This window comes from Azonexus sp. (genome assembly GCF_049652925.1).
Classification (GTDB): domain Bacteria; phylum Pseudomonadota; class Gammaproteobacteria; order Burkholderiales; family Rhodocyclaceae; genus Azonexus.
The window spans coordinates 88417-100549 of sequence record NZ_JBASFI010000023.1 but is presented as its reverse complement, the minus strand read 5'-3'; the positions used below and the strand labels follow the sequence as shown (position 1 = coordinate 100549).

At 57.3% G+C, this 12133-nt stretch carries 14 protein-coding genes; 4 read left to right on the top strand and 10 right to left on the bottom strand.

From position 1 onward, the window contains the following. Positions 1-15 precede the first annotated feature (15 nt). A complete protein-coding gene (folE2, locus tag WBK19_RS11740; protein WP_511289905.1) occupies positions 16-834 on the top strand; it encodes a GTP cyclohydrolase FolE2 in 819 nt (272 codons plus the stop codon). A gap of 116 nt (positions 835-950) precedes the next feature. On the opposite strand, the gene rplS is transcribed toward folE2, so the two are convergent. Genes rplS through rpsP form a run of 4 tightly spaced genes read right to left on the bottom strand, consistent with a single transcriptional unit; the run spans position 951 to position 2894 of the window. Then, complete coding sequence (rplS, locus tag WBK19_RS11735) at positions 951-1331, bottom strand: 50S ribosomal protein L19 (protein ID WP_511289903.1); 381 nt, start codon at positions 1329-1331, stop codon at positions 951-953. Positions 1332-1356: 25 nt separating this feature from the next. After that, complete coding sequence (gene trmD / locus WBK19_RS11730) at positions 1357-2121, bottom strand: tRNA (guanosine(37)-N1)-methyltransferase TrmD (protein WP_511289901.1); 765 nt, start codon at positions 2119-2121, stop codon at positions 1357-1359. After that, complete coding sequence (rimM, locus tag WBK19_RS11725) at positions 2118-2630, bottom strand: ribosome maturation factor RimM (protein WP_511289899.1); 513 nt, start codon at positions 2628-2630, stop codon at positions 2118-2120. The genes trmD and rimM overlap by 4 nt, the downstream gene beginning before the upstream one ends. Before the next feature lie 9 nt (positions 2631-2639). Further along, positions 2640-2894: a 30S ribosomal protein S16 gene (gene rpsP / locus WBK19_RS11720; RefSeq protein WP_011288794.1), complete on the bottom strand. Its 255-nt coding sequence runs from the start codon at positions 2892-2894 to the stop codon at positions 2640-2642. 165 nt (positions 2895-3059) lie between these two features. On the opposite strand from rpsP, the gene WBK19_RS11715 reads away from it, so the two are divergent. Beyond that, positions 3060-4568, top strand: a complete 1509-nt coding sequence (locus tag WBK19_RS11715; RefSeq protein WP_511289897.1) for a cyclic-di-GMP receptor FimW-related protein — start codon at positions 3060-3062, stop codon at positions 4566-4568. Here the strand turns inward: WBK19_RS11715 and WBK19_RS11710 are convergent. Beyond that, a complete protein-coding gene (locus tag WBK19_RS11710; RefSeq protein WP_511289895.1) occupies positions 4546-5379 on the bottom strand; it encodes a YihY family inner membrane protein in 834 nt (277 codons plus the stop codon). The two genes, WBK19_RS11715 and WBK19_RS11710, sit on opposite strands and share 23 nt — an antisense overlap. 21 nt (positions 5380-5400) lie before the next feature. Between WBK19_RS11710 and wrbA the strand changes: the two genes are divergently transcribed. Then, entirely contained in the window at positions 5401-5991 is a 591-nt protein-coding gene (gene wrbA / locus WBK19_RS11705; RefSeq protein WP_511289893.1) for an NAD(P)H:quinone oxidoreductase, read from the top strand. 2 nt (positions 5992-5993) lie between these two features. Next, the gene (locus WBK19_RS11700) at positions 5994-6365 is read left to right on the top strand and encodes a DUF2069 domain-containing protein (protein ID WP_511289891.1); all 372 of its coding nucleotides are present in this window, start codon (positions 5994-5996) and stop codon (positions 6363-6365) included. A 29-nt stretch (positions 6366-6394) separates the two neighbouring features. Here the strand turns inward: WBK19_RS11700 and WBK19_RS11695 are convergent, their stop codons facing one another. The 5 genes from WBK19_RS11695 to ilvB form a co-directional block, all read right to left on the bottom strand. Beyond that, positions 6395-7936, bottom strand: a complete 1542-nt coding sequence (locus WBK19_RS11695; RefSeq protein WP_511289889.1) for a 2-isopropylmalate synthase — start codon at positions 7934-7936, stop codon at positions 6395-6397. Positions 7937-7948: 12 nt separating this feature from the next. After that, complete coding sequence (gene pssA, locus WBK19_RS11690) at positions 7949-8701, bottom strand: CDP-diacylglycerol--serine O-phosphatidyltransferase (protein WP_494649492.1); 753 nt, start codon at positions 8699-8701, stop codon at positions 7949-7951. A 176-nt stretch (positions 8702-8877) separates the two neighbouring features. Then, positions 8878-9894, bottom strand: coding sequence for a ketol-acid reductoisomerase (gene ilvC / locus WBK19_RS11685; RefSeq protein WP_511289887.1), 1017 nt, complete (start codon positions 9892-9894; stop codon positions 8878-8880). A gap of 24 nt (positions 9895-9918) precedes the next feature. Next, positions 9919-10413 carry an acetolactate synthase small subunit gene (ilvN, locus tag WBK19_RS11680; RefSeq protein ID WP_511289885.1) on the bottom strand — a complete coding sequence of 165 codons (495 nt, stop codon included), beginning with the start codon at positions 10411-10413 and terminating at the stop codon, positions 9919-9921. An 18-nt stretch (positions 10414-10431) separates the two neighbouring features. After that, complete coding sequence (gene ilvB / locus WBK19_RS11675) at positions 10432-12132, bottom strand: biosynthetic-type acetolactate synthase large subunit (RefSeq protein ID WP_511289883.1); 1701 nt, start codon at positions 12130-12132, stop codon at positions 10432-10434. Position 12133: the final 1 nt, after the last annotated feature.

Genomic DNA, 12133 nt, shown 5'->3' with positions numbered 1-12133 from the left:
ATTGAAGAACAGCCCATGAACGCCCCGAACACAAGCATCCCCGACGTCCAGAACTCGGCCGACACGCGCCACATCGCCATCAACAAGGTCGGCATCAAGTCCATCCGCCACCCGATCATGGTCCAGGACAAATCGACCGGCGTCCAGCACACCATCGCCATGTTCAACATGTACGTCGGCCTGCCGCACAACTTCAAGGGCACGCACATGTCGCGTTTCGTGGAGATCCTGAACAGCCACGAACGCGAGATCTCGGTCGAGAATTTCCCGGTCATGCTGCGCGACATGGTCGCCAAGCTCGAAGCTGAAACCGGCCACATCGAGATGAATTTTCCGTACTTCATCAACAAGACTGCCCCGGTTTCCGGCGTACAGAGCCTGATGGACTACGACGTGACCTTCATCGGTGACATCTGCCACGGCGAGATCGCCACCTCGGTCAAGGTCGTCGTGCCGGTCACCAGCCTGTGCCCGTGCTCCAAGAAGATCTCCGAGTACGGCGCCCACAACCAGCGCTCGCACGTCACCGTGACGGCCCGGACCAATGATTTCGTCTGGATCGAGGAAATCGTCCAGCTCGTCGAACAGGAGGCCTCCTGCGAACTTTACGGCCTGCTCAAGCGCCCGGACGAGAAGTACGTTACCGAACGCGCCTACGACAATCCCAAGTTTGTCGAAGACATGGTCCGCGACGTCGCTGCTCGCCTCAACGCCGAGCCGCGTGTCGATGCCTACGTCGTCGAATCCGAGAACTTCGAGTCGATCCACAACCATTCGGCCTACGCCCTGATCGAGAACGACAAAACCAATTCTGGCGCGCACGGCGCAGGCTGATTTGGGATACCGGGGGGTCACAGCAGTGACTTCCACGGTGAACCGGAAATTTTGACCAAAAACGAAATCAATAAAAAAGGCGCCGAGGCGCCTTTTTTTCAATCCGGGAAAATCGCTTAAGCAGCAGCGACCGGCTTTTCCTTGCGGACCAGCTTTTCCTTGATACGTGCAGACTTGCCAGAACGCTCGCGCAGGTAGTACAGCTTGGCGCGGCGGACATCACCACGACGCTTCACTTCGATGGAAGCGACCAACGGGGAATAGGTCTGGAAAGTACGCTCGACGCCTTCACCGGAGGAGATCTTGCGCACGGTGAAAGCAGAGTTCAGGCCGCGGTTACGCTTGGCGATAACGACGCCTTCGTAAGCCTGCAGACGCTCGCGGGTACCTTCCTTGACCTTCACTTGCACGACGATGGTGTCGCCCGGTGCGAAGTCAGGAATGGTCTTGTCCAGACGAGCAATTTCTTCTTTTTCCAACTGTTCAATCAGGTTCATGTGAGATCCTTTAATTTATAAACACTTACTCACCGCATTGCTCCTCTCCGGAAATTTCCGTGAGTAGTTGCGTTTCTTCCGCGGTCAAACTGCGGTGCGCCAGTAAATCCGGCCGGCGCTTCCGGGTACGGGCCAGCGACTGCTTGAGCCGCCAGCGTCGAATTTTTTTGTGGTCTCCTGAAAGCAGAACCGCAGGCACCGCCTCGCCCTCGTAAACCTCCGGGCGGGTGTAGTGCGGACAATCCAGCAAACCACCGACAAACGAATCTTCCACCGCCGAAGCGGCATCTCCGAGCACCCCCGGCAACTGGCGGACAACGGCATCAATCAAGGCCATCGCCGGCAACTCACCACCGGAAAGCACAAAATCCCCGATCGAAATTTCCTCATCGACACAGCGCTCGATCAGCCGCTCGTCAATTCCTTCATAACGACCGCAAAGAAGGATCAGCCCTTCATCGCCCGTCGCCAACTGCATCACCCGTTCGTGGGTGAGCGGCGCGCCCTGCGGCGAGAGGTAAATGACCCGGCTCTTCGCCAGCCCTGCCTCACGCTGCTGCGCCTTGGCTGCAGCAATCGCCTTCTCCAGCGGCCCCGGCTGCATCAGCATGCCCGGCCCGCCGCCGAAAGGACGATCATCGACCCGGCGCCAGGTGTTTTCAGCGAAATCACGAGGATTCCAGCTTTGCCACCCCCAGCGCTGCTCTTCCAGCGCCCGACGGGTAATGCCACTTTCCGTTACCGCCGCAAACATCTCCGGAAAGAGGGTAATGCAGTCAAACCGGATCACCAGTCGCTGCCCCACTCCACTCGAATCTGCCCGGCTTCCTTCTCGACAGTCAGTACCACGGCAGAAACAAACGGCAGCAGGCGCTCTATCTGGTCATCGCCCATGACGCGCAAAACGGCATTGGCACCTGTTTCGATCAGCCCGACTACCTTGCCGAGCCGCTCGTCAGCGGTATTGATGACATCCAGACCGATCAGATCGGTCCAGTAAAACTCATTCTTTTCAGTCGTCGGCAACGCTTCACGCGGCGCCCCGACCATAATGCCCTTCATCGCTTCAGCGGCAGAACGATCAGCAACGCCATCCAACAGCACCACTACACCGTTGCCGTGGGCTTTCAGGCTTTTCAGCCTGCATTCGCGCCACGGCTCGCCTTCTCTGGAAATCCACCAGACGGGCATTTCAGCCCAGGCCAGCGGATCATCCCCGAAGGGGTGCAACCAAAGCCAGCCCTGAATCCCGTAGGGGTCGGCCAGCCGACCCAGTACGACGATATCGTTGCTGCTCAAAACAAAAACTTAGGCTGCTTGCTGAGCAGCGTGCTGCTTGACCAGACGAGCAACGGTCGGGGACAGCTGGGCGCCGTTGCTCTGCCAGTAGGCCAGACGATCAACGGAAACGCGCAGGGCTTCTGCATTGCCGGAAGCTACCGGGTTGTAGAAGCCGATACGCTCAACGAAACGGCCATCACGACGATTGCGGGAATCGGTAACAACCATGTTGTAGAACGGGCGCTTCTTGGCGCCACCACGGGCAAGACGGATAACAACCATGAGAATACTTTCGTTAGCTGGAAAAAAGACCCGGAATTATAGCGCTTTATCAAGGAAAAACAAGCCACTTAGGAATTGGAAAATACTGCAGCACCGAATACCGGCCTTCGTCGACAGCGCCACACCAATGGCGAAAAGGTAAATTTTTGTTATTCTGCGAGAGCCATGATCACCTCACCGGAGTTCCTTTCACCAGCGCCACCCGACGCCAATGTCAAGAGCATTCTTGAATGGCTAGCTCTGGCGCATGGAAGAACCGGCTCTGATGACGCTGATCAGTTGCACCGCAAGCTTCTGCAACTGCGCGAAGCGCCCATTCCCAATTTCCAGCGCCTCAAGTTGCTCGACCTGCTCTACGGCCAGGCGGAACGGGTCGCCAACGGTGAATTGCCGCGACTGCACGATGTCTCCCTGCCTATTTCCCGCAAGCAACGACAACGCGTTCGCGTCCTGCTCGACGTGCTTGAAACCCTGACACAGGATTATTTCAACACACTGGCAGAACTGTTCGATCCGGAAGGGCCTGGCTCCTCACGGGTGCCCCACGTTTCGCTGCGACGAGCCATGCACACGATAGCTTGGCAAGTACGCATCACTCACTTGATAGCCGCACCAGCATCGGCAGGTCTTTGGCAACTGTTGCATTCGGCTTTTCTTACGGCACGGCGCCTCGGCCTTGAAGAGTTTCCCGGACCGCAGGGCACGCAGACCATACGCCAGATTTATATCGGCATTCTGCTCGCAGCCGCCGCGCAACCCGCTTCATTTTCGCCGGCCGAACTCGAATTTATTAACCAATTCATCAGCGACAGCAGTCCGAGCATTGATCTTCTCGAATCCCCCCCCCTCGATAGCGGCGGCATATTCTGGGTCGACCTCGACAAGGACTTCCCCGCCCATGCGCTAATCCGCCGGATCCCATCGCCCGACGCCCGAGTGCTGTACTTTTCATGCGACACCATCGCCGAGCACGCACTGAAGCAGCGCGCCGCACTCTTGCAGGGAATTCCCGCAAAAACACTCGGCCTGCCTTCATTCGCCGACACTAGCACCGGCCCGGGTACGCTGCTGCGAATAAACCGGCTCTGGGGCCACCCCACCAAACGGCGATTCTCGCGACGTCGCCAGTCCTATCGCGCCAGCCTCTGTTCAGGCCTCGGTAATCTCTGGCAGTTGATGAAGTCTCTGCAAACGCCAGCGGATCTCAGCGAGTGGATGGTCACCAACGAAAGCCCGGATGGCTACTCGCTGATGCACATGTCAGGCCAAACCCAGCACCTGCGTGTTGGCGACATTGTCGCGCTGCAGACTCTGGGCGATCAATCCGAGGCAATGCCGGCATGGCACGTCTGCATCATTCGCTGGGCTGTATCGGAGAATCCCGAGCATATCGAATTGGGACTGCAGATACTGGCGCCCAAGGCGACCGCTGTGGAAATCACCCACACTTATGCACTGGAATCGAGCAACATTGCCGCGCTAATGCTACCCCCGACGCCACCGCTGCGCCCATCACAATCGTTGGTAGTCCCGGCAGGCCTGCTCAGGGAAAACACCCGGCGAATCATCGTCGTCATCGAGGCCGACAATCTGGAGATTCGTGAGGTTCAGGCCACCAGCCTCGACGAACAAACCAGCGCCATCGAAATTTTCAGTGTTTTGCCGGACGATTGATGCTGGCGGCGATCAGGCCGCCAAACAGCACGACAGCCCACGACAGATGCAGCCAGACCAGAAAGACCGGGAAGGCAGCAAAGGCCCCGTAGATGCTTTTCAGCATAGCGGAACTGACCAGGAATACTTCAAACACCTTTTGCATGACCGAAAAGGCCAGCGTGGCGAAGATGCCGCCGGTCAATGCTGCGCGGCGTGAAACCGGGGCATTCGGTACCGCGTAATAGAGAAAAGAGAAAAACAGACCGAGCAGCACCACGGCCACTGCCTTCAGGGCAAAGCGACGAAACCAGACCGGCTCGTCAAACCAGCCCAGTGATGTCGTCACGGCAAACGACATCGCCCCCGCCACCGCCCCCAGCACAAACGGCCAGACAGCCATTACGAATGCGTACAAACGCAAACGGGCCAGCAAGGGGCGCGGCTGAACCTGCCACAGATGGTTGAACGCCCGTTCGATGGTGTTCATCAGCAAGAATGCGGTGACGCTCAGCATGGCAATGCCGGCCAGCGTCAATCGCTGCGCCTTGTGCGAAAACTTGCCGATATTCCCGGCAATGGCGCCGGCCGCTCCGGGTGGCAACAAGGCCTCGCGAATCAACAAATCGAGTCGCTCGGCCAGCAGGTCGAGATACGGAACAGCGCCAGCAACCGACAGCACCACCGCCACCAAAGGCACCAGTGCCATCAGGGTGGTAAACGCCAGCGCAGAACTGGTCTGCATCATGTTCTCGCTATGAAAGCGGCGAAAGATGCCGACGCTCCTTGGCGGCTTGAGGCGGCCGCGACGAGATCGGGAGGGGTTTTGCATGGGGCCGTATAATAGCCGACCATGCAAGACATTCTCGTCCTCTATTACAGCCACCGTGGCTCGGTCCGCGCATTGGCCGAACGTATCGCCTGCGGCATCGAATCCGTTCCCGGCATGCAGGCCCGCCTGCGCACCGTACCCCGTATTTCAGCGAACTGTGAGGTCACTGAGCCGGACGTTCCGGTATCTGGCGCCCCTTACGTCGAATTGGCCGACCTCGAGGAATGCGCTGGCCTGGCCTTGGGCAGCCCGGTTCGTTTTGGCAATATGGCGGCGCCGATGAAATATTTCTGGGACGGCACCATCGCTGCCTGGCTAAACGGTACGCTGGCCGGCAAGCCAGCCTGCGTCTTTACTTCCAGTAGCAGCCAGCATGGCGGGAATGAAAGCACCTTGTTGTCGATGATGCTGCCACTGCTCCACCACGGCATGCTGATCATGGGTCTGCCCTTCACCGAACCCGAACTTTCTTCGACAAGTGCCGGCGGAACACCTTACGGCCCAAGCCACGTCGCAGGTGCGACAGGCAATTCGATGCTGACCGAAGCCGAGAGCCGCCTGGCTTTCGTCCAGGGACAACGCATTTCAAATTTAGCCAAAAAATTGAGTTGACCGTGACATCCGCTACCCGCTATCAAATTTCCGCCAGCGCCTGCCTTATCGCGCTGATTTTCCTTTGCCTGGCTTGGGAAGGCTGGCTGGCGCCGCTCAAACCGGGCGGTTCATGGATGGTGTTGAAAGGCGCTTTCCTGCTCGTTCCGCTCTTTGGCATCCTGCGTGGCAAGCGCTACACCTACAAATGGCTGTCACTGTTCATCCAGTTCTACCTGATGGAAGGCCTGCTACGCGCTACCAGCGACCATGGTCTTATCCAACAACTAGCCGTGGTCGAGACAGTTCTGGCCACAACTCTTTTCGTATTGACCATCCTCTTCGTCCGCGCCACCCGGGGTCCCAAAGAAGAAAAAGCCGCCCAGCAGAGCTGAAGCGGCCTTCGCGTGGGGTTAACGTCGAATCAGACGTCGCCCTGAGCCTTCACCTTGTCGAGCGAAGAATGCAGCTTGTTCAGCGCATTCAGATACGAACGCGCTGAAGCGATGACGATATCCGTATCGGCGCCATTGCCATTTACAACGCGATCGGCCTTGGTCAGGCGCGTCGTCACTTCACCCTGAGCATCGGTGCCAGTTGTTATCGCGTTGACCGAATAGAGCATCAACTGTGCGCCGCTATTGACGATGCTCTCGATAGCCTTGAAGGTGGCATCGACCGGACCACCGCCCTCGGCTTCACCCTTCTGTTCGACCCCGCCAACGCTGAGGATCACCTTGGCATGGGGCATCTCACCTGTTTCAGAGCAGACGTGCGAATAGAGCAGCTTGTAATGTTCCTGGTCAGGCGTCACCACCTCATCGGAAACCAGCGCGTGCAGATCCTCATCGAAAATTTCGTGCTTGCGATCAGCCAGTTCCTTGAAGCGGGCAAAGGCGGCGTTGACGGCTTCGTCGCTCTCCAGCTCGATACCCAGTTCCTGAAGACGACTCTTGAAAGCATTGCGCCCCGAGTGCTTGCCAAGAACCAGTTTATTCTGCGACCAACCGACATCCTGCGCGCGCATGATTTCATAGGTCTCGCGATGCTTGAGCACGCCATCCTGATGAATGCCGGACTCATGGGCGAAGGCGTTGGCCCCGACCACCGCCTTGTTCGGCTGAACCGGGTAACCGGTAATCTGCGAGATCAGCTTGGACGCCGGAACAATCTGCGTCGTATCGATCCGTGTTTCGAGGTCAAAAACGTCCGGACGTGTGCGTACCGCCATGACGATTTCTTCAAGCGCCGCGTTACCGGCACGCTCGCCAAGGCCGTTGATCGTGCATTCGACTTGGCGCGCCCCGGCCAGCACAGCTGCCAGCGAATTGGAAACCGCCAGCCCAAGGTCATTGTGACAGTGCACCGACCACACCACTTTGTCGGCATTCGGCACACGCTCGATTAGCTGGCGCATGGTTTCGGCGTACTGGAACGGAATGGCGTAGCCAACGGTATCCGGGACATTAATGGTCCTGGCACCGGCCTTGATGACCGCTTCAAAGATGCGGCAAAGGAAGTCGATTTCCGAACGTCCGGCATCCTCAGCCGAAAACTCAATGTCATCCGTGTATTGACGAGCCCAACCAATCGACTTGACCGCCTGCTCGACCACCTGGTCTGGCGTCATGCGCAGCTTCTTTTCCATATGAATGGGCGAAGTTGCGATGAAGGTATGAATACGGCCCGACTTCGCCGGCTTGATCGCTTCGCCAGCCCGATTGATATCGTTTTCGTTGGCACGCGCCAGCGAACAAATCGTCGAATCCTTGATCGCGTGAGCAATGGCCTGAATGGATTCGAAATCTCCCGGAGAAGCCGCCGCAAAGCCAGCCTCAATGACATCGACCCGCATCTTTTCGAGCTGGCGGGCAACGCGAATCTTCTCTTCTCGCGTCATCGATGCGCCCGGGCTCTGCTCGCCATCACGCAGGGTCGTATCGAAAATAACCAAATGCTGTTTCATAAATACTCCAAACTACAGGGCTTTACGCTTGAACAAGCTGATTGCAGCCTGAACATAGCCCGACAAACCATAAATGACGAAGAAACCGAACAGGGCAATTTCCGGGCTGTAGGCGACCAGCGCAAATCCCAGGGCAATCGCCGCAATCGCGAAGAAAGGCACGCTTTTCTTCAGGTTGATGTCCTTGAAACTGTAAAAGCGGATATTGGACACCATGGTCACACCAGCAAACACCGTCAACACGCAAGCCAGCCAGCGCACATCGCTACCGGAAATGCCCGTCTCGATCATGACCCAGACCAGTCCGGCCACCAGTGCCGCAGCAGCCGGCGACGGCAAGCCCTGAAAATAGCGCTTGTCCATCACTTCCAGCGTGGTATTGAAGCGCGCCAGACGCAAGGCAGCACCGGCGCAGTAAATGAAGGCTGCAATCCAGCCCAGGCGCCCCATATCGCGTAGCGCCCATTCGTACATCACGAGCGCCGGGGCTGCGCCGAAGCTGACCATATCGGACAGCGAATCATATTCGGCGCCAAAGGCCGATTGCGTATTGGTCAGGCGCGCCACACGGCCATCCAGCCCGTCGAGGACCATGGCGATGAAGATAGCCATCGCCGCCCGTGCAAAGTCCCCCTGCATCGCCTGAACGATAGCAAAGAAGCCGGCAAACAGGGCCGCCGTAGTGAACAGATTGGGCAGCAGATAAATACCGCGCCGCTTCACTTCAGGATTGAACAACGATTTACGGGGTTTGAGTTCAGTCATTGGCCAAAAGAATCATCCAGAATGGTGCAAGGATACACCTATCCCTCAAACAACTTGGGCGGTGAGGTTTCCCACACCGCCCAAAAGCGAAGGTAGCGCTAGGCGCGCATGCGCAGACAGTACATTAGTACGGCAAGCGTAAGGAACAACGCGCTACCGAGCTCGCAACAACCTAATTAGTTCTTGGTCTGGTCGACGAGCTTGTTCTTCTTGATCCACGGCATCATGTCGCGCAGCGTGGAACCAACCGTTTCGATCGGATGCTCGGCATTCAGACGACGGCGAGCCGTCATGGCCGGGTAGTTGGTGCGACCTTCAAGGATGAACATCTTGGCATAGTCACCGTTCTGGATGCGCTTCAGGGCATTGCGCATGGCAGCACGGGACTGCTCGTTGATGACCTCGGTACCGGTCACGTACTCACCAAACTCCGCATTGTTGGAGATCGAGTAGTTCATGTTGGCAATGCCGCCTTCGTACATCAGGTCAACGATCAGCTTCAGTTCGTGCAAGCACTCGAAGTAAGCCATTTCCGGGGCGTAACCAGCTTCGGTCAGGGTTTCGAAGCCCATCTTGACCAGCTCGACGGCACCGCCGCAGAGAACAGCCTGCTCACCGAACAAGTCGGTTTCGGTTTCTTCACGGAAGTTGGTTTCAATGACGCCACCCTTGGTGCCGCCGTTGGCAGCAGCATAGGACAGAGCGATATCCTTGGCCTTCTTGGTGACGTCCTGGTACACAGCGATCAGGGACGGCACGCCACCACCCTTGAGGTACTCGGAACGCACGGTATGGCCGGGGCCCTTCGGGGCGATCATGATGACGTCCACGTCGGCGCGCGGCACGACCTGGTTGTAATGCACGTTGAAGCCGTGGGCGAAAGCCAGGGCAGCGCCCTTCTTCATGTTCGGGGCAACTTCTTCATTGTACACCTGCGGAATGTTTTCATCCGGCAACAGGATCATGACCACATCGGCGCCCTTGACAGCCTTGGCGATCTCTTCAACCTTCAGGCCGGCCGCTTCGGCCTTCTTCCAGGAAGCGCCATCCTTGCGCAAACCAACGGTGACCTTGACACCGGAATCCTTGAGGTTCTGGGCGTGGGCGTGGCCCTGCGAGCCGTAACCAACGATGGTGACCTTCTTGCCCTTGATGAGGGAGAGATCGGCGTCCTTGTCGTAATAAACTTTCATGAAATCCTCTTTATGTACAGATAGTTAGACTTTAAGAATACGATCGCCACGACCGATGCCACAGACACCGGTACGGACGGTTTCGAGAATCAGGCCTGCATCGAGCGCGGCGATGAAGGAGTCGAGCTTCGAGCTTGCGCCGGTCAACTCGATGACATAGGTCGATTCCGTGACGTCGATGATGCGACCACGGAATATATCGGCCATACGCTTCATCTCTTCGCGGTCCTTGCCGGTGGCGCGAACCTTGATCAGCATCAGTTCGCGCTCGACATGAGCAGCTTCGGAGAGATCGACCACCTTGACCACGTCAACCAGCTTGTTGAGCTGTTTCGTGATCTGTTCAAGCACCTCGTCGGAGCCGGAAGTCAGAATGGTCATCCGGGACAACGAGGGATCCTCCGTCGGTGCCACGGTCAGCGATTCAATGTTGTAGCCACGGGCGGAGAACAGCCCTGCTACGCGGGAAAGAGCACCCGATTCGTTTTCAATCAGGATGGAAATAATGTGACGCTGCATAGTTTTTCCTCTCCCCGCTTACAGATCTTCAGCGAGGATCATTTCGGTCAGGCCCTTGCCGGCCGCCACCATCGGGAAGACGTTGGCACCCGGATCAATGATGAAGTCCATGAAGACGAGATCATTCTTGTGCTCCGTAAAGGCCTTGCGCAACGCTGGCTCGACGTCTTCCGGCTTTTCGATCTTCATGCCGACATGCCCGTAGGCTTCGGCGAGCTTGACGAAATCAGGCAGCGACGTCACGTAGGACTGCGAGTAGCGCTTGGAATAGAACATTTCCTGCCACTGCCGCACCATGCCCAGCATACCGTTGTTCAGGTTGATGATCTTGATCGGGAAGCCATACTGCTTGCAGGTCGACAGTTCCTGAATACACATCTGAATCGAGCCTTCGCCCGTTACACAAGCCACCTGAGCATCCGGGTTGGCCATCAGCACGCCCATGCCATACGGTAGACCGACGCCCATGGTGCCCAGACCGCCGGAGTTGATCCAGCGCCGCGGCTTGTCGAACTTGTAATATTGCGCAGCAAACATCTGATGCTGGCCGACGTCGGAAGTCACAAAGGCATTGCCACCCGTCACTTCGTACAGCTTTTCCATGACAAACTGCGGCATGATGTGCTCGGACTGCTTGTAGCGCAGTGAATCACGGCCACGCCATTCGTCGATCTGCTTCCACCAGTTGGCAACTTCAGGATCGGTCTTGAAACCGCCATCCATCAACTTGACGATCTCCTCCAGCACATCCGGCACATTGCCGACGATAGGCACATCGACCTTGACGCGCTTGGAAATCGACGAAGGGTCGATGTCGATATGGATGACGCGACGCTTCTCTTCGCTAAAGTGCTCCGGATTGCCGATCACGCGATCGTCAAAACGGGCTCCGATAGCCAAAATCACATCGGCGTAGTGCATCGCGTTATTGGCCTCGAACGTGCCATGCATGCCAAGCATGCCGATGAACTGCTTGTCCGTCGCCGGATAGCCGCCCAAACCCATCAGGGTATTGGTCACCGGGAAGTTCAGCTTGTGCGCCAACTTGGTCAGTTGCTCAGCAGCATCGGAGAGAATGACCCCGCCGCCCGTATAGATAACCGGACGCTTGGCCTCCTGCAAAATCTGCACGGCCTTCTTGATCTGACCAAGATGCCCCTTGACCACCGGGTTGTACGAACGCATCTGGATGGTCTTTGGGTAATCGAACTCGCACATCTGGGCGGTAATATCCTTGGGAATATCAACCACCACCGGACCGGGACGACCGGTCGAAGCGATGTGAAAAGCCTTCTTGATGGTTATCGCCAGATCCTTGACGTCCTTCACCAGGAAATTGTGCTTGACGCAAGGACGGGTGATACCGACCGTGTCGCACTCCTGGAAAGCATCCTGGCCGATGTAGAACGACGGCACCTGACCCGTCAACACCACCATGGGAATGGAGTCCATGTAGGCCGTTGCAATACCGGTAACGGTATTCGTCACACCAGGCCCCGACGTCACCAACGCAACGCCAACCCGCTGCGAAGACCGCGAATAGGCATCCGCGGCATGAACAGCCGCCTGTTCGTGGCGAACAAGAATGTGTTTGACCTGATCCTGCTTGAAAAGGGCGTCGTAGATATGCAAAACGGAACCGCCGGGGTATCCGAAAACACAATCGACCTTTTCTTCTTGCAGGCACCTGATTACAATTTCTGCACCGCTGATCATCATT